A 17,928-nucleotide genomic window follows, 5' to 3' on the forward strand; every position below is an offset into this window, starting at 1 on the left:
AGGATCAGGCGCCCTTCGTCAGGATGAGGCGCCCTTCGTTTCATCCATCAGTTGCGTGATGATGTCATCGGCGGTGACCCCGTCCGCGTCGGCGTTGAAATTGGTCACGATGCGGTGCCTCAGCACGGGCAGCGCCAGGGCACGCACGTCTTCCGGCGTGGGCGTAAAGTTTCCCATGAGCACCGACCGGGCCTTCGCACCCAGGATCAGGTACTGGGAAGCCCGTGGACCGGCGCCCCAACTGACCCTGTCGCGAATGAAAGGCGGGGCGTCCGGCTCGTTCGGACGGGTCATGCGTGCCAGTGAGACGGCGTATTCGACCACATGGTCCGCCACGGGCACTCTTCGGATCAACTGCTGCAGTTTCTTAACGTCGGTCCCCGTCAGGATATGTTCCGGTTCGGCCTCCTGAACGCTCGTCGTACTTCGGGCGATTTCGATCTCTTCAGTTCGTGACGGATAATCCATGTAAATACTGAGCATGAAGCGGTCCAACTGGGCCTCGGGCAGCGGATAGGTGCCTTCTTGTTCGATGGGGTTTTGCGTCGCCAGGACGAAAAACGGTTCGTCGAGCTTCATGGACTCGCCCGCGGCCGTCACTTCGTGTTCCTGCATCGCCTGCAGAAGGGCCGCCTGGGTCTTGGGCGGCGTACGGTTGACCTCGTCGGCCAGGATCACGTTCGCGAAAATCGGTCCGCGGATGAACTTGAACTCCCGGTGACCGGTCGTCCGGTCCTCTTCCAGGATTTCCGTTCCCGTGATGTCGGACGGCATCAGGTCCGGTGTGAACTGAATGCGGCTGAACTTGAGATCGAGCGTCCTGGAGAGCGTATTGATCAGGAGGGTCTTGGCCAGCCCCGGAACGCCGATCAGCAGGGCGTGGCCGTTAGCCAGGAGGACGGTCAGCAGTTGTTGAATCACGTCCTGCTGGCCGATGATGACCTTGGAAATCTCAGTCCGTATGTTTTCGCCCGCTTCTTTGAGTTCTTCGACGATTTTCAGATCGTCGTGTTGATGTTCTTCACTCATAGGTCCTTCCCTCGAAAAACGAATCCGTTTCTATCTCCGCGCGAAATAATGATCCAATGTCCGTATCCAGTGCCCGGCCCAATCCCACAGCCCTCGGAGTCCAGGCCTGAAAGCGCACCGATGCTGTGAAGATACGGCCTGTCAAGATACAGGAAGATTGGAAGGCCTTTCAAGGAGTTTAAGCGGCAGGCGGGGTCTCCTCATTCGCTGTCCAGATCGACTCGAACTACAACTTCGCCAGTACTTTGACCAGGAGGTCCTTGATCTCCGCCACGTCCGTTTCAATCCGTTCCAATCGCTTTTCCACGGCTTCGAGTCGCTTTTCCACTACGTCGAGTCGCTTTTCCACTGCGTCGAGTCGCTTTTCCACTGCGTCGAGTCGCTTTTCCACGGCTTCGAGTCGCTTTTCCACGGCTTCGAACCGCCGGTCTACAGCTTCGAACTGCCGGTCTACAGCTTCGAACTGCCGGTCTACGCACTCGTTCAGTGCGCTGATCTTCCTCGTTACTTCTATGGCAAAGAAGTTGAATTTGTTGACCACGTCTTGCTCAAACCTATTGGACCTTTCGGTCGTGTTTTGCTCAAAGGCCTCAAACCTCTTGTTTAAATCACCGTGAGTCAACATGGACGCCTCCTGTGTGCGCTATTTAAATGGGGTCAAGAACGTACCTCTCACAGGATTAGTCGGCGCCACGGTGGTTTTCTCGTGCACAGCAGAAGTTTTTGAGTCTTTCAGATACCGAGCTGGGATCACCGTATCTGGTGTCCAGTCAAGCCTCATGCTGATCCCACTGCGTCCGCGGTCCGTCCACGTAGTCCAGGAAACGGTCCGCGATGGCCGCTTCGCGCGTATCGCCGGTGTGTATGACGACGCGCCACCGGAAGGTAGTCTCCGTATTCGCTTCGCAACGGTGGTCGTCCCAGACCATCCAGCAGTTCGCAGCGAACAGGCCGTACCCTCTCACGTGCCAGGCCGTGGGATAGCGGAGGTTGTCCGGGTGGTCGAAGACGGCGAAGCCTGCGGTCAGCCTGGTCTCGCCGGTCTCGCCACCCACCGGGCCGCAGTAATCCATCCAGTGCGCCCGGCGGGACCAGCAACCGGTCTCGTCGTCCGCGCCGTAGGCGTTGCGCATCCGGCCGTCGCCCGACGCGTTCATGGTGGGATTGACGCGGATGCTAAGGAACCCGCCCTCCTTCGTGGACCCGATGGTCACGGGACCGTGGTCGGTGATGAGCGTGAAGAGGACATCCAGTATCACGGCGTCGCGGCCGGTGTCGAAGAGGCGGTACCAGCGGCGGTCGGACATGAGGGGCCGGTCTGCCTCGTACCAGGTGTTGCCCGTGGCGATCGTGAGCGACAACGGCCCCCGGTGGATGGACATCTCATCCTGGGCGGTCCGCCCGAACCCGGGCCGGTCGAATTCACCCCAGCAATCCACGCCGTTGATGGCGCCCTGCATCAGGGTGAGTCCCCGCTGCCAGGGGTGCTCTCCTTCGCTGTAAGCCGGCAAGGGCTCCCTCAGCATGTTGACGCCGCCCGGCGTGAGAATGGGATTGATAAAGGGTTTTGGATATGCGGCACCGTGATGGAAGGTCATGAACGGCGCGCCGCCCAGCGACACCTCCACCCGGTCTTCACGGCATACGTGTTCGATGCCGCAGCGGGGCGCCGGACCTTCGGGGGCGGCCGCATCCCACGTTGCCGCCTCGCCGGATGCCATGGACGGCAGGATGGCGTGGTATATGGCGGACAGGGGATCCCGTTCGGCCAGAATGGTCGAACCGCCGCTTCCAGTCAGACGAAGCACCTGCGCGTCACAACCATCAGGCGCCGGGATGGCAGCCAGTTGCGCTGCTCTGGACCTCGGCGAAGTCAGGGTGAGTTTCATGTGACCTGTCGCTCCTTTCTACTTGAGTGTCGCGATCACGCGCTCGCGGACCAGGGCCCGAATGACGTCTCCGAAGGCGTCCATCGTCAACGCGATATCCTCTTCGGTGTGGGCGGAGGAAGTGACGCCTCCCGTGTAGGAGACCAGGTCGATGCCGCGCGCGAGCAGCATTTTCTGGAAGGCGGAGACTACGGGAGCCGGGATCCCCTTGAGCACGTTCACGTCGCGGGTGACCAATCGTTCACGGTCCGATGCGCCGCTTCCCGGAAAGGCCTCCAGGTAGACGTGGAAGATGGACGCGTCGCCGTAGACGTAACCGGCCACGCCTTCCTCGCGGAGGATGCCGTCCAGGCCCTGGCGCAACTGTTCGGCCAGCCGGTTCGCCCGCTCGTGAGGCAGGCCGGTGACCACGCGTTTCAAGGTGGCGATGCCGGCGGCGGTGGAGACCGGGTTGGCGTTGAAGGTCCCCAGGTGATGCACCCGTTCGTACCGGTCCCGGTGGGCGTCGCCGGTGTAATCGAACACTTCCATGATGTCTGCGCGGCCCGAGAGCACGCCTCCGGGCATGCCGCCCGCCACGATCTTGCCGTGGAAGCTCATGTCCGGCGTGATCCCGGCGTATTCCTGGTAGCCGCCCGGTGCGTAGCGGAATCCCGTAATGACCTCGTCGTAGACCAGGAGCACGCCGCGGTTCCGGGTCAGATCGCGAAGCCCCTCGTTGAAGGCCACGGTAAGGGGTCCGGTACCCCAGGACGCGCCGGACGGCTCCAGCATGACGGCGGCGATGTCCCGGTCCTTCTCCAGCACTTCGGCAACGCGGTCGAGGTCCGCCGGGATGACTTCGATCGTATCGAGAACGGCCGGCGGGATGCCTGCCGAGACCGGCTCGTCGAAGGGAATCATGGCTCCCTTGCCCACACCGTCGTGCCATCCGCTGAAGTGTCCCTCGAAACGCAGCACCCGGGTCTTGCCGGTGAAGGCCCGGGCAACGCGCAGTGCGAGCATGCTGCCCTCGGACCCCGAGTTCACGAAGCGCACGCGTTCCGCGCAGGGGACCAGCTTCTGGATCAGTTCGGCCCACTCCAGCTGCATCGGATGGTCGTTGCCGAAATGGAAGCCCAGATCGAGTGCGTCGCGCATGGCCCGGCACACTTCCGGCGGCGCGTGTCCCAGCAGCAGGGCGGCGTTGCCCATGCCATAGTCGATGTATTCCCGGCCGTCCTCGTCCCACTTCCGTGAGCCGGCCGCACGGGAAATGTACAAAGGCAGGGGATGGCCCCTGCGCAGGTCGTGACCCACCCCGCCGGCCAGCGATTCCAGCGCGCGCGAATACAGTTCCGCGGCCCTGGGGCGTGATTTCCTGTGCGCTTCGATCGATACATCACCCATCTTCAGTCCTCGCTTGCGCCGCACGGCCCGGATGCGGCAGGAAACGCTTCACCGTGCCCGCGCGCGCCCAACGCAAGTCTTCGTTCAACGCAGGCTTTCGGTCATCGCAGCCCGTCGATCAATGCCAGCGTGGCGTCGACGACCCGCCGCTCCGAATCGGGGTGGATGGCCGTGGGCATGCTGTAGGCCTGGAACAGCAGGTCGGGCACGCCGTACCAGCGCTTACGGATGTCCCAGCCGCCCGCCGGGAAATCCTCCGCCCTGGGCAGGTAGCATACGCATCCGTTGGTGTAGCCCATGACCAGGGTCTGGGGGAACGGCGATCCGGCCTTGATGGCCAGTCCGGTTTCGAAAAAGGTCTCCGTGCTGTTCGCGGCCAGGACGATATCGTTGATCCGTATGGCCTGGACCACGACTTTGATCGAGGCACTACTGGTTTCTACGGCCTCTACGAGCCGGTCGCTCCAGTCCGCGAATCGCGTGGTTACGAGAAACTCCCATACCTCGCCACCCTGTGAGCGGACTTTGTCCCGCGCCTCGTGGCATTCCGCCCTGATGGTCCGGGCCTCGTCGAGCGACGGCAGGTCGATGAAGATGAGCGAAAGGGATTCGTCCGCGGCGGCCAGCCAGGTGCACGTCTCGCCGGTGACCGGCTCCCAGGGCCAGACGGTAATGCGGGACAGCGATCCCATTCGCTGGCGCTTCCCGCGCTTCCGGTGGGTGTGGATGGCCGCGGCGGTCTTGACGACTTCGGCGCCCAGCGTGGCTCCGATACGGTCTTTCTCGTCCCTGCAGTCGGCCTCCATGCTCAGGCCGCCCCGCGGCATAATGTTCCCGCCGCATCCCTGGAGAAAGAGCGATAGTCCCCCGATAGCGTGCTCGACCAGGTCCCTGGCCGCGCCCGGGAAATCCGGGGAAGCCGCCATGGACCGGGGTCCGACGGTCACCGGGTGGCAGCCGTAGGAAAACAACGTGGCGATGGGACGGCCTTCCAGGTCGTCCACGCGCAGGACCCCCACGGACGAGTCGGTCGGATGACCGGTTACTTCGCCGAGGAAGACCTCGCCGGAGGCATCGGTTTCCCGGCGGTACATCCCGATGCGGCAATCGCCCCGCCCCGCGCCGATGCGCGCCGGGACCTTCTGTTCGTCCGCCTCCCGCGCCGCATCCGTGATCCCGCCGCACAGATCCTCCTGGTACCGGGACTGCAGCGCGATCTGTCGTGGTTCATCGGGGAACCACTCAGGCATAGCGGGCGAGCTGTGGGTATGGTTGAGATTGACCATGACGTGGGAGGAGTCGGTTCCCACCGCTTCGGCAATGCGTTGCCGCAGATCGTTCATCACGGGCAGGTCCATCCACCCGGTATCCGTCGCGACGATCACGACCTTGGCCCTTCCGTCCGAAAGGACCAGCGCCGTGGCCGTCAGGTCGCTTTCGATCGACTGGACGAGTCCTTCCCGCGAACTGAAGCCGAAGGTCCGGATACCCAGTGGAGGGTTGATCACGCGCCGAGCGGCGCCGGCGTAGAGTTCGGGCATGTCGCGTTACACCGGCACGTGCGGCTGCATGAGGTCTTTCGTGAAGATGGTCTCCGTCAGGCAGTCGACACGGTTGCAGTCGAACCACGTCATATACACGAACTCGATGGACAGGCAGCCCCGGTAGCCCAGTCCTTCGAGCCGCCGGGCGATGTCCACGAAATCGATGGTGTTCTCGTCGAGCCGGGACTGCAATTTCCCGGGCCGCGCCGCACGGATGTGGAAATGATCGGTACGGGGAAGGAGGGGGTGGATCCGTCCCTCGGGAATGTATTGCATGACGAAGTGCGAGTAGTCCAGCGTGACCGTGGCCTGTGGCGCCCGTTCCAGCAGGGCCAGTGCCCTTTCCGGCGTGTCGACGACGGACTGGACGTGAGGTTCGAAGCGGACCGTGATGTCCCGTTCACCGGCCAGGTCGGTCAATTCGTTCATGGCTTCGACGGCCGTATCGAGATTCTCCTCGAAGGAGTGGCCCGGATGGTGCGTGCCCGGGCTGATCGTGAACCCCGGTATGCCGACAGCCTCGCAGAAGCGGATGATCCCCTCGAATGAAGTCCTGTTCTGCTTACGCACCGCAGGGTCCGGGGCATTGAAGGACCGTTCTTCGAGGGATGCGCCGAACTGCGGAAAGAAATCGACGGCTTCCAGTTCGTATTTGGCCAGCAAGCGGTTGAGACGGTTCGCATGGCCCAGCGGGTCCGTGCCCACTTCATCCGGCTCCAGGCTGCATCGCCCCCGGTCGTGGAACCCGGCGATGTCCACGCCCTTGAAGCCGATGGCCCGGGCCAGCGCCAGCGTGCCTTCCAGGTCGAGGTATTCGAAGGAATGGTTGCTAACCGTCAGGCGCATCGGCTACTCCCAGCAGGTTGTTCCAGCATTTCCACCGTATCTGGCGCTCCTTGTAGTGATCGCTCTGTCCGACGCCGATGGGGTTGCCGAAAGACAGGACGTTCTTGGGGTCGTCCCGTTTCCCGCCCCAGGCGGTGGGCACGTTCATGGCTTCGGGATCGTGGTTCCAGGTCGGTGCGCGGTTGTCCTGCATCCGCCTGAACAGGAACTTGATCATGTGGCGTTTGATGGATGTCCGATTGGCCGCGGTGCCGTGCCAGAGGTCATAGTGGGTCAGGGCGAAAGTCCCGGCCCTGACGACCATTGGCACCTGCCCATGGATGTTGGTATAGGTGGCCATGCGGTCCGTGGGCGCGTTGCGGAACTGCGTGCCCGGGACGATGATCGTGGGTCCCATCTCCGGGGTGATGTCGGTGGGATAGAACAGCCCGAGCAGCCGGTCGATCCGGGTGTCCCGGCTGTTCGTGCTGTCCTGGTGCCAGGACATGTGGCCGGTGTGCGGCTGCTTGCAGTGCCAATGGCGGTGGCCCTGTACCTCGTAGTCCTCGCCGAGCAGGCTGACCAGGGCGCCTTTCACCGCGGGATGTTCGACCGCCTGCCAGAGCTCGGTCACCTCCTCCGCGATGGCGTCGCCGGGATTGTGGTCCAGTTCGTCCAGTTGGCCGGCGATCCGCTCGTTAAGTCCCTCGGGAAGATCGAGTTCGAGCAGGTGATAGCCGTTCACGAGAAAGCCGACCATCTCCATATCCGTGAGCAGATGGGACTTATCCATCCTGGACCTCCTCCAGTTTCTGCAAGATGAACTCGTATCCCACGACGTCCAGGTCCCGGTCGTCGAAAGGCGCCTGGAGATGGGGGAACTGCACGATCTGCCACCCGTCGACGAGCGCGTCGTGCACGGTGTTGTAGGGCCAGTCGGGGACGTCCGCCGTGATTTCCGCCCGGTAATACTTGACGGGTTCAATGGGGGTACATCCCAGGATCTCGGAGAAAACGCTGGGCGTCCGCGCGTGGAGGTACAGCAACCGCTGCCTGACGCCTTGGTTAGGGGTTGAAGACATGTTGGCCTGGACAGTAATGATAGTCGATCAGGTCTCGGGGTGCTCGACGTTGTAAAATGACGGATCCGGACGCCGCGTCCAAGGGAATAATGCGGCAGGTGAATCGTTTGACAACGTAGGCGACAACGGGTCCGTGTCGTAATTTACGCTCGTCCCCATCACCCACCCCTTCGCGCCGCCCAGGTGGCGAAGTATTCGGGCGCCCAGCGCCTGGCGACGTGGAAGTCGTGGCGCTGACCGGCCGCCAGCGGCGGCGCCGTCTCCGCGTCGATCCAGGCCTCGATGCCGGCGAATCCGGGAAATTCCAGGATCCAGGCGAATTCGCCCCGGTCGCTCGCGCCCATCAATTGGAAGACCTCGCCGTGGTTGAGGCTGAAATCCCGGCCCACCTTTCGCATGCGCCGCCATCTCTCTTCGTCTTGCTCATCGGAATCGTACGCGTCCGCGCCCCGGTGCCGTCCGCCGAAGGCCAGCAGGACGATCGACGAAGGATCGGCCGAAAGGGCTGGAATGATGTGCGGATCGGTGCCGGGGGGCACCGGCGGTTCGGCCTTGCACGGCAGCCAGTCGAGGCACTCCGGTTGCCAGCGGCGCGCAAGGGTATAGTCGTAGTAGCCGTAGCGACCGTACGGGGGTTCCGCTTCGGCCATCATCCAGGCCTCCGCGCCGGCGAGGTCCGGGAATTCAATGGTCCAGAACCGCTCCCAGTTTCCACGGGGCCCCAGCAGCCGGTATCCGTGGATGCCGATCAGGCCGTGACGGTCGGCAACCGACAGCATAAGGTCGACGTGCCGGCGCTCGTAGTCGGTCCGCCGGGTCTCGTCCAGCTGATGCCATTCCGGCAGACGACCGCCTCGAAAGAGTATGATGACGTTTTCGCCCGGTTCGGACATGAAAACCCTCCTCTTGGACGGGCTGGAATCAGCGCGTGCCCACGGTGTTCCCCACGGGCCAGCAGATACGCCAGGGAGGAGCAGGCAGACCGTCCTCCCGGCACCCGCTCCAACAGGAACGTTGTCCCGTCACGAACGAATATCGGAGAACGTGCCGGGTTCCGGCAATCCCGCTACGGTACAATTCACACTTGCGACACGATTCGCGAGACGGGTCGCACCGACCGGGTTTTTCGTAGCCGCGTATTCGACGACGAAACCGGCGGCGAATGCGTCTCCGCATCCGGTAGTGTCGACGACCTCCCGGACCGGCTCGGAAGGGATGGCGATGACCCTGGTTTCCCCGTCCGTTCGGTATACCGTGACGGGACCGAGCGGCCCCCGCGTAATGACGCATGCCGTGGGACCGAGCGCTGTAACGGACCGTCCGAAAGCAATGAAATCATCCTCTGCTTCCAGCGGTCCGCTTGGACGGCCTGATCTGCCCGCCGCCTGGTCACCTGCGCCGGGCACGCCGGCCAACAGACGGGCCTCCACTTCGTTCATCTGAACGACGTCGAACATTTCGATCCACCGGTGCCAGTCCCCGGGCGCCCGTCTTCGTCGGTAACCCTCCGCGTCGATACCCAGACACAGGTTGTGCACGTCCAGGTACAGCAACCCGGTGGCCCTTTCCCTCACGGCCGCCATGGTTTCCAGGCTGATATCGTCGCCCACGATGAAATTCACCAGCAGGGCGTCAAGATCGAGAAACGGTTCGATCTGTTCGAAGGGTATGGGACCTATATGGTTGGTCAGTTGCTCGACTTTCTCCATGTCTTCGTCGTAACGAATCCGGTTCCGGCTGGTACCCGTTCGTGAAACGCGGACGCCTCGGTTGCTGACGGCGGGGCGCGGGTCAAGCATGGCGCGCATGGCGTCGTAACAGTCGGTTCCGATGCGGCTGATGGGATACAGTGCGTCGCCTTCGCCCACGAGGTCGGCCATTACCGTGGTGTTGTACAATATGCCGCCGAGGTCCTGGATCCGGCGGCCGCCGGCCATGAAGATGGTGTCGTGGTTGATGAGGCCGATGATGCCGACGCGCATGTTGTTTCCAGTTCAGTCTGTCACGGACGGACCGGGTTTCCCGAGATGGACGGCCACGGTATCGATCACCCGCTCCACGGTGATGCCGCCCATGCAGTCGTGGGTTCCGATGGGACACCGGTTCCCGCCATGGGAACTGCACGGCCGGCAGTCCAGGGGGGTCTCGACGACCTGGTGCCCCGGTCCGTGAGGGACGAACCCAAAGGCGGGTACCGTGGGCCCGAAAAGGGCCACGACGGGCGTATCCATGGCGGCGGCCACGTGGCCCATCCCCGTGTCGTTTGAAACCACGGCGGAGCAACGGGCGGCAAGCGCAGCCGACTGCAGCAGGGTCAACGCGCCGGCCGCGTTCAACGGGCCGACACCGGACTCGGCGGCGATTTCGGCGCAAAGCGGCCGGTCCCCGGAACTGCCGAAGAGCACGGAACGGTATCCGTATTCTCGAGCGAGCCGGCGGATCAGCGCGGCGTACCGGCCGGGGAGCCATCGCTTGGTCGCCCAGACCGAACCGGGACTGATGCCGCACAGTGGTTCAGACGGTGCGACGCCCGATTGCCGCATCAGTGCATCCGCCCGTACCCGGTCCTCTTCATCCGGGTACAGGGCCGGGCGAATCCCATCCGTATCCACTTTCCATGAAGCCAGAAGAGAAAGGTTTCGGTCGACTTCGTGGACGGACCGGTAGGGGACCCGGTCTGTCAGGAGCAGCCTGCCCGCGCTTCGATCGAAGCCCATCCGGACGGGTATGCCCGCCAGGAAACCCAGCAGTGCGCTTCTTAAGGATCGGTGGGGGATCAACGCCGCATCGTAGCCGGCGCCGCGCAGCCTGCGGGCGAGGCGAAGCAGTTCCAGGGGTCCTTTTTGTGCGCCATGCTTGTCGTAGGCGACGATATCGTCGACGTGGGGATTGTTCCGAAGCAGGTTCGCCGTTTCGGGCCGCACGACGGCGCCGACACGGTCGGCACCCAGCCGTGTCCTGGCCGCTTCGAATAATGGGGTGGACAGAACGAGGTCGCCCACGAATGCGGTTTGTATGACAAGTATGCTCAACCCGCTCAAGATGCCTCGTCGGAACGCGGACGCAGGGGGCCCGCACGGACTCAAGGGCCTCGCGCAGTTATTTTACTTCAGCGAATTCAGGAACGCCTGGAACTCGCCATCCGCGCTGAGGACGGTCTTTTCCGGTCCGGTGAGCTTGACGAACACGTTGCCTTCCGGCGCCTCGATAATGGCGCCGAGCATCCGGTAGCCCGGTTTTTTAACGGCGCCGGATTGGAACATGGGGCCCATGGAGGCGAGGTACGTCCCCGCCAGGGAAACCGTGGTCACGGACAGGCCGTTGATGGTCGACTTCCGCTCGGCCAGTGCCGGCTGACCGCCCGTATCCGTCTCGAACTGTTCCCGCCAACGCTGCAGGTTCAGGTCGACACTGCCTCCCTGCCCACGGCCGAAATAGAACACGGCGCACTCGCCCGGTTCGTCGTCATCGGCGTCCTTCGGGATCAGATAGGTCGCCACGCGCATCATCCGGGGCGGTTGCGCCTCCCATCGCGCGGGCACGGTCCAGGCGACCCCCGCGGCTTCGCCCGTTGTCGATTGCTGCTGGGCGTTCGCCGGCGCCGCGCCAGGGGCGTCCGGACGCTCCGCGACAGCAGGCGCCGCCACCAGCGGCGGAGGATCTGCCGGCGGTTCCGGCGACCGTGGTGCGGACTGTTCTCCTCCGTTTCCGCAGGCCGCGGAGATACCGAACAGCAATACGATGCAAATGGCGATGACCGGGTGGCGTGGCATGGAAGGGGTCTCCTTTACTTTTCGTGATTTGTATCGTCGGGCGCCGGGGTCTTCCACCGCCGGTGTACCCAGAACCAGTGATCGGGATAATCCATGATGTACCGGGCCAACACGTCCGTGTAGGCCTGGGTAATCCGTGCGATGTCGCCCGGTTCGTCACCGGTCGGAATCGCTTCGATCGGGGTTTCGAAACAGACTCGGTGCCGTTCCGGGCCGGATCGAATGATGAAACACGGCACGATGGGAGCGCCCGTGCGCAACGCGAAAAGCGCCGGTCCCTGGTAGGTGGACGCCCTCGTTCCCAGAAAATCGACGAACACCCCGCCGGCCCCCGCGTCCTGGTCCGCGAGCAACCCGACGCATTCGTTGCGCCGAAGCGCCCTGAAGACGGCGGCCGGCGCTTTGTCCATCGTGGCTACCGCCATGCCCAACCGCTCGCGTCCCGCGTGCACCAGGCGATCGACGGCGGGATTGTGCAGCTTCTTCGAGACGACGGTAATGGGATAGCCGAGTATTGCGACCGTCGCGCCAAGCAACTCCCAGTAACCGAAATGGCCGGTGATCAGTATGACCCCGCGGCCCCTCTCGCGGGCATGGGCGATATGCGCTTCTCCCGAGACGGCGAGCCGGTCCCGCAGATCCGCCGTCCTCCCCGCGAGCAGGCGGGCGTGTTCCACGGCGGTACGGCCCAATTGGCGGTAGACGGACCGGGACATGGCCCTGAGCTCCTCGGAATCCCCGGTCATCCCGAAGACCCGGGCCATGTGCTCCCTGACCAGCTTCTTCCTCATGCCGGTCACGTGAAAGACCAGTGCCCCGAGTACATCGCCCACCCGAGATGCGCAGGCAGGCGCAAGCCGCCTGGTCAGCGACATCAACACCCGAAGTCCCGCGTATTCGAGCCGATGCGACAGCTTCATTCGAAACATGCTTTCATGAGCGCACGCTCATTCATCCCGCTCCCTGGACATGACCCACTCTTCGTTCTTCCTCCGCCAGTCGTCATCGTCCGTGCGCCAGTCGTCGACTTCCTCGCTTGCCCAGCGGCGCAGCGTGGCCCGTCTCCGCCTTCGGATCTGCAGGAACGCAAGCAGGCAAAGCACGCCGAACAGGGGCGCGATCACGAGGGACAGGCTTTCGCCGAGTAACATGCGCCAGCCGTAGTTGCGTTCCATGAATGCCAGCCAGTCCCGTTCGAACTCCACGACACTCACACCGAAAGTCTCGAAACAGGCCCGGTCGATGGACCCGTTCCGCCTCAGGCTGTCGAACAGGGCGTGCAGTCCCGCTTCGCCGTAGCTCCTGAGTATGTACTGCACGGCGAGGGCGCTTTGCTGGTAGGCCAGATGGGCCCGATGTTCGGGGAACCTGTTCACGCCTTGGATGGCGCCCAGGGGAACCAGGTTTCCCGATACGACGGCGACCACCAGGGACGCCCGGTCCCAGAAACCCCATTCCCGCGCCATGTGCATCGCGAACCCCTCGTCCAGCCAGCGGGGAATATCCGCGCCGCGGAGCGCGCTGTGCAGCATCACGTGGGCCAGTTCGTGCACCACGAGTTCTTCGGATCCGTCGTACGTACCGGTTATCCGGGGAGACCTGAGCACCACGAGCCTTCGGTGCGGCACGGCGTAGCCCGCGCCCCAATCGGGTATGGCGCCGGGCGTATAGGTAAGGAAGTCTTCCTGCGTGGGGGCGATATGGACGTGGATGGTATCGGCCGCGGGCAGGCCCAGCGTGGCGCGCAGATGAGGCGACGCCTCGCGCACGATGCCCAGCACGTGTTCCACGAAGGGGGCGTCGGCGGGTTCGAAGGTATATCGAACGCCGTCGGCGATTCTCACGGATTCTTCCGCGACCGCTCCGAAACCCGGCAGCAGCAAAAGCACGCTGCAGGCCAATCCAAGGCACCAGGAACGTAGATAGCTGGAAATTCGCGCAGGCACCCCATTGAAGCGCATAACGACCTCATTCGCGGATGATGCCGCCTCCCAGGACCGTCTCGCCGTCATAGAACACGACGGACTGTCCCGGCGTGACCGCCCGCTGGGGATACTCGAAGTCTACCCGCACGACGCCGGGTTCGCAGGGCGTGATGACCGCGGGCGTCGCTTCCTGCCGGTACCGGATCTTGGCCTGGCCGCGGACCTCTCCCGCCGGGGCATCCGCGGTATGCCAGTTGACCCCGTCCGCGATGAGCCGGTCGCTGAGGAGATCCTCGTCGTCGCCCACCACGATGGTATTCGTATCGGGCAGGATGTCGACCACGTACACCGGGCGTCCCGCGGCCAGGCCAAGCCCCTTGCGCTGCCCGATCGTGTAGAGGGGATGCCCCCGGTGCTCACCCAGGATTTGGCCGTTCGTGTCCACGATCGGTCCCGGCCGTATGGGGTCCTCAATGGCCAGCAGCCCCTCGTCTGTATCCACAGGGTGATTCGCCGTCCACTCCCTGAGGAACCTCTCATGGCCCCGGTCCTGGATGAAGCAGATCTCGTAGCTGTCCTTTTTGGCGGCCACCCGCGGCGCGAGTCGTTCGGCGATTTCCCGCGTCTGCGCCTTCGTGAGCATGCCGACGGGGAAGGCGGTCCGGGCCAGCTCTTCCTGGGTCATCTCCCACAGGGCGTAGGACTGGTCCTTGTTTCGATCGATGCCCCGCTTCAAGACCAAGCGGCCCGCCTGGTCAGCCTGGCCCGCCCGGTCCCCATTGTCTACCTGTCCCGCCTCGTCCGCCGTTCCATCCAGCGCCACCCGGGCGTAGTGTCCGGTCGCCACGTAGTCGGCGCCGAGTTCACGGGCCCGGTCGAGCAGCACGCCGAACTTCACCCGGCTGTTGCAGGCGACGCAGGGATTGGGCGTGCGACCCTGCAAGTACTCAGAGACGAAATTGGAGATGACACCCCGCTCGAACTCCTCGCGGAAATCCACCACGTAGTAGGGGATGCCGAGCCTGCCGGCCACGACCCGCGCGTCGTTGCGGTCCTCGACCGTGCAGCAGCCGTGTTCGAACTGCGCATTGCCGCCCACGCGGTCGTAGTCCCACAGGTGCATCGTGACGCCGATGACCTCGCAGCCCGCTTCCTTGAGCATCGCGGCCGCCACCGAGCTGTCCACACCACCGCTCATGGCCACGACGACTTTCGATCCTGCCGGCGGCAGCCGGTTGACCTTGGGATCGAAAGCGGAAGCCGTGGCGTCTTCGCCGCGGACAGAAGAATGAGTTGACGCCGGCATCATATCACGCTTTCCTGACCGTGCCTTGACCGGTAATCCTCGATCGCCGTCCGCACGCCGTCCGCGGCCATGGCGGAGCAGTGCATCTTGGTAGGCGGAAGTCCACCCAGGGCATCCGCGATCGTATGGTTTTCGATGGACGCGGCCTCTTCGGTCGTCCTGCCGATCACCCATTCGGTGACCATACTGCTCGCCGCGATAGACGCCGCACAGCCGAAGGTCCTGAACTTCGCGTCCGTGACGGTCCCGTCCGCGATCCTCAAATACAATGCAATGGTATTCCCGCTGATGGGGTTTCCGGCGTTGCCCACGCCGTCCGCGTCGGGAAGATCCCCCACGTTGCGGGGTGAGTGAAAGTGGTCCATTACGGTGGATGAGTACATGAAACGCGCCTCAACCGGGCACCTGCGCGGCGGAAACTTCGCGGAGGCGGGCTACGATGCCGGGCAGGCTGTCCATGACGCAGTCCACGTCCCCCATGGTATTGTCCCGCCCGAAGCTGAACCGGACCGAACCGAGGGCGGTGCGCGGGTCCCTGCCCAGCGCCAGCAGCACGTGGGACGGTTCGATGGCGCCCGAAGTGCAGGCCGATCCGGTGGACACGGCGATGCCCGCGAGATCCAGGCTCATGATCAGCGATTCGCCTTCCGCGCCGGGGAAGGACACGTTCAGCGTGCCGGGCAGGCGCCGTTCCGGATGCCCGTTCACCCGCACGCCCTCGATCTCGACCCGGATGCGCGCTTCCAGGGCATCGCGCATTCCGGACAGATGCCGGTATTCACTTTCCCGCTCTTCGGCCGCCAGTTCGGCGGCCTTGCCCAGTCCCACGATGCCCACGGTATTCTCCGTGCCGGATCGCACGTCGTTTTCATGATGGCCGCCGTGGGCTGTGGGTTCGATATCGACGCCCTTGCGGATGTAGATGGCCCCCACCCCCTTTGGGCCGTAGATCTTGTGGCCCGAAAGCGAAAGGAGGTCCGCGCCCATCGCTTCCACGTCGACCGGCAGCTTGCCGGCGGACTGCACCGCGTCCGTGTGGAAGCACACGCCGCGCGCCCGGGCGATCCTTCCGATTTCGCCCACGGACTGGACCGTGCCGATCTCATTGTTCGCGTGCATGATACTGACCAGGATCGTCTGGCCGGTCAGGGCGTCCTCCACCTGTCCCGGATCGACCCGGCCGAATTCGTCCACGGGAAGGTAGGTTACTTTAAAACCTTCCCGCTCGAGAAAAGCACAACTGTTCAGCACGGCCGAATGTTCGATGTTCGTCGTGATGATGTGCCTGCCGCAGGCCCTGCGTGCGTAGGCGGTTCCCTTGATCGCCAGGTTGTCGGACTCGGTGCCGCCGCTGGTGAAATAGATCTCGCCGGGCCGTGCGTTCACCAGGCCGGCCACCCGGGCCCGTGCCTCTTCCACGGCCGCACGCGCATCCTGTCCGTACCGGTGGATGCTCGACGCGTTGCCGAACCGGTTTCTGAAGAAGGGTTCCATGACATCGAAGACTTCGGACCTGACCGGCGTGGTCGCGTTATGATCCAGGTAGATGCTCGCCATGAGGAGGGCGCTCTCCGGGAAAGGGGTGGAATCCAGCCCCGTTCATCGATCATTCAAGACGTTCTGAAAACGGCTTCTTCCGTCACGTCAACGGTCTTTGAAATTAGAGATAATCCATTGAAATGTCAAGTGTTATCGGGGTTTCACGGCGCGTGCGCGGCCGGTGGATATTCGCCGTAGCCGCTTGACTTTTCGTTCGGGAATCCGTAGTTTTCATAAAGCTTGAGAAGGTATGCGCGAGTACGCTCTCAAGGCGTTTGCCAGGGGTGCGGATTTCCCCGGAGCGGATGGACGTACCAGGGAGGAGCGGCACATGCATGTATTGAAAACAGCGGCTGGACTGGTGGCGATCGTCCTTTTGACGGGATGTACCCACAGCATCCAGTTGAATCCCAACATCGGCCCTTCGGCCAATATTGCCAGACCCGTGGATTTGCGTGTCGGCGTGTACATCCCCGAGGAAGTCAGCCAGTTCGTCATCGATGACAGGTCAGATCTCGACAAATACATCTTTGAAATCGGTGAATCCCTCGAATCGATCATCACGAAATCAGCGAACCGTGTTTTCTCGCGGGTAACGATACTGGATGCGCAACCTACGGGCGTAGTGATCGAGGAAAGCGCACTCGACCTCGTCATGATTCCCAGGGTGACCGCGGCCATGGTAGCGCTGAACAAGGAAGAAGGTCCGTTTCAGGATGACGCCCGGGGAAACACGGCGATCACGGTCGAACTGATGTTCTATGACACGGAGATGATCCAGTACGCATCCGTCATGGCATCGGGCATCGGCATCGCTTCTGAGAGAATCGGGTTCTTCAGCAGAGGCCAGAGAGAATATGCCGCATCGGTCGAAAGTGCCATTGTAAACCTGAGCAACGACATGGTCCGTCAGATGTACGGCAATTACGACATCCGCAAGAAGGGCGAAGAGCAGGAATAGCGCCGGAACCAGGCTTCGGCCGCGCCCGACGGAATCACGTCAGCAGTACTCGCGTCAACCCGGGTAACCACTTATGGCGGGGATGTCCCTCAGAGACCGCTGGATTTACGGCTTGCATACCTGGTGGGGCCGATACCGTAACGCCGCGTTCAACCTGTCCGACATCCGCAACCGGCCGGTCCGGTTGTTGATCTGCCTCCCGTCGAGCTCCGAAGAAGCCCGTGAAGCGGCCGAGATCATCCCCGAACTGGTTGCGTGCCTGGACGCGGAGGTCGTTTTCGTGGTCGGCGAACCGCGATCCGTCGAGTTTTGCGACCCGTCGGATGCACGCATCACCGTGGTGCCGTTGGACCGGAGCGCCCGATGGTGGTTCGGCCTGCCTTCCTTCCGGATCGTCGACCGGTTGTCGGAAGCGGGGCTCAACCTGGCCGTCGATCTGAATCCAATCGCGGAACTGCTGCCCGCCGTACTATGCCAGAGAATCGGTGCGAGGATTCGCCTGTGCCTGGACGATCCGCAACGGGGGTGCGTGTTCAACGTGCGGGTCCTCCTTGCGGAAAAACAGGACACGCCGTATGCGCGTATGCTGCGGGTCGTCCAGGCCGTCGCCCGCCCCGTGTCTCATCCCCGGATTTAACTTGACACCAGGCCCTCCAGCCGGGATAT

The 17,928-nt window shown here is 63.4% G+C and carries 18 protein-coding genes and 1 pseudogene; 2 read left to right on the forward strand and 17 right to left on the reverse strand.

The window, feature by feature from the left end:
- Positions 1 to 18: 18 nt before the first annotated feature.
- From F4X08_13525 to nifS, 17 genes and pseudogenes are all read right to left on the reverse strand, one after another.
- The gene (locus F4X08_13525; protein MYD26819.1) at positions 19 to 1,029 is read right to left on the reverse strand and encodes a MoxR family ATPase; all 1,011 of its coding nucleotides are present in this window, start codon (positions 1,027 to 1,029) and stop codon (positions 19 to 21) included.
- 226 nt (positions 1,030 to 1,255) lie between these two features.
- Positions 1,256 to 1,570, reverse strand: a complete 315-nt coding sequence (locus tag F4X08_13530) for a hypothetical protein (GenBank protein ID MYD26820.1) — start codon at positions 1,568 to 1,570, stop codon at positions 1,256 to 1,258.
- 229 nt (positions 1,571 to 1,799) lie between these two features.
- Positions 1,800 to 2,918 carry a hypothetical protein gene (locus tag F4X08_13535; protein ID MYD26821.1) on the reverse strand — a complete coding sequence of 373 codons (1,119 nt, stop codon included), beginning with the start codon at positions 2,916 to 2,918 and terminating at the stop codon, positions 1,800 to 1,802.
- Between the two features lie 18 nt (positions 2,919 to 2,936).
- Positions 2,937 to 4,307: an aminotransferase class III-fold pyridoxal phosphate-dependent enzyme gene (locus tag F4X08_13540; GenBank protein MYD26822.1), complete on the reverse strand. Its 1,371-nt coding sequence runs from the start codon at positions 4,305 to 4,307 to the stop codon at positions 2,937 to 2,939.
- A gap of 101 nt (positions 4,308 to 4,408) precedes the next feature.
- Positions 4,409 to 5,848, reverse strand: a complete 1,440-nt coding sequence (locus F4X08_13545; GenBank protein MYD26823.1) for a hypothetical protein — start codon at positions 5,846 to 5,848, stop codon at positions 4,409 to 4,411.
- 6 nt (positions 5,849 to 5,854) lie between these two features.
- Positions 5,855 to 6,697, reverse strand: a complete 843-nt coding sequence (locus F4X08_13550; protein MYD26824.1) for a sugar phosphate isomerase/epimerase — start codon at positions 6,695 to 6,697, stop codon at positions 5,855 to 5,857.
- Entirely contained in the window at positions 6,681 to 7,469 is a 789-nt protein-coding gene (locus F4X08_13555; protein MYD26825.1) for a phytanoyl-CoA dioxygenase family protein, read from the reverse strand. Before F4X08_13555 ends, F4X08_13550 begins: the two co-directional genes overlap by 17 nt.
- Positions 7,462 to 7,758 (reverse strand): hypothetical protein, encoded by a 297-nt coding sequence (locus tag F4X08_13560; protein MYD26826.1) that lies wholly within the window; start codon positions 7,756 to 7,758, stop codon positions 7,462 to 7,464. Before F4X08_13560 ends, F4X08_13555 begins: the two co-directional genes overlap by 8 nt.
- A gap of 158 nt (positions 7,759 to 7,916) precedes the next feature.
- Entirely contained in the window at positions 7,917 to 8,651 is a 735-nt protein-coding gene (locus F4X08_13565; protein ID MYD26827.1) for a hypothetical protein, read from the reverse strand.
- 129 nt (positions 8,652 to 8,780) lie between these two features.
- Complete coding sequence (locus tag F4X08_13570; GenBank protein MYD26828.1) at positions 8,781 to 9,740, reverse strand: carbohydrate kinase family protein; 960 nt, start codon at positions 9,738 to 9,740, stop codon at positions 8,781 to 8,783.
- A gap of 12 nt (positions 9,741 to 9,752) precedes the next feature.
- On the reverse strand, positions 9,753 to 10,844 hold the full coding sequence (waaF, locus tag F4X08_13575) for a lipopolysaccharide heptosyltransferase II (GenBank protein ID MYD26829.1): 1,092 nt from the start codon (positions 10,842 to 10,844) through the stop codon (positions 9,753 to 9,755).
- 18 nt (positions 10,845 to 10,862) lie between these two features.
- A pseudogene (locus F4X08_13580) lies at positions 10,863 to 11,321 on the reverse strand (hypothetical protein).
- A gap of 224 nt (positions 11,322 to 11,545) precedes the next feature.
- Positions 11,546 to 12,460 carry a lysophospholipid acyltransferase family protein gene (locus F4X08_13585; protein MYD26830.1) on the reverse strand — a complete coding sequence of 305 codons (915 nt, stop codon included), beginning with the start codon at positions 12,458 to 12,460 and terminating at the stop codon, positions 11,546 to 11,548.
- A gap of 18 nt (positions 12,461 to 12,478) precedes the next feature.
- Positions 12,479 to 13,543, reverse strand: coding sequence for a hypothetical protein (locus F4X08_13590; protein ID MYD26831.1), 1,065 nt, complete (start codon positions 13,541 to 13,543; stop codon positions 12,479 to 12,481).
- Positions 13,500 to 14,762 carry a tRNA 2-thiouridine(34) synthase MnmA gene (gene mnmA, locus F4X08_13595; protein ID MYD26832.1) on the reverse strand — a complete coding sequence of 421 codons (1,263 nt, stop codon included), beginning with the start codon at positions 14,760 to 14,762 and terminating at the stop codon, positions 13,500 to 13,502. The genes F4X08_13590 and mnmA overlap by 44 nt, the downstream gene beginning before the upstream one ends.
- On the reverse strand, positions 14,762 to 15,145 hold the full coding sequence (locus F4X08_13600) for an iron-sulfur cluster assembly scaffold protein (GenBank protein ID MYD26833.1): 384 nt from the start codon (positions 15,143 to 15,145) through the stop codon (positions 14,762 to 14,764). The genes mnmA and F4X08_13600 overlap by 1 nt, the downstream gene beginning before the upstream one ends.
- Before the next feature lie 10 nt (positions 15,146 to 15,155).
- A complete protein-coding gene (gene nifS / locus F4X08_13605) occupies positions 15,156 to 16,319 on the reverse strand; it encodes a cysteine desulfurase NifS (GenBank protein ID MYD26834.1) in 1,164 nt (387 codons plus the stop codon).
- Positions 16,320 to 16,551: 232 nt separating this feature from the next.
- On the opposite strand from nifS, the gene F4X08_13610 reads away from it, so the two are divergent.
- Both F4X08_13610 and F4X08_13615 read left to right on the forward strand, forming a co-directional pair.
- Positions 16,552 to 17,262 (forward strand): hypothetical protein, encoded by a 711-nt coding sequence (locus tag F4X08_13610; GenBank protein ID MYD26835.1) that lies wholly within the window; start codon positions 16,552 to 16,554, stop codon positions 17,260 to 17,262.
- Between the two features lie 73 nt (positions 17,263 to 17,335).
- Positions 17,336 to 17,899 (forward strand): hypothetical protein, encoded by a 564-nt coding sequence (locus F4X08_13615; protein MYD26836.1) that lies wholly within the window; start codon positions 17,336 to 17,338, stop codon positions 17,897 to 17,899.
- Positions 17,900 to 17,928 lie beyond the last annotated feature (29 nt).

Source organism: Gemmatimonadota bacterium, assembly GCA_009841265.1.
Taxonomy (GTDB): Bacteria; JAAXHH01; JAAXHH01; order JAAXHH01; family JAAXHH01; genus JAAXHH01.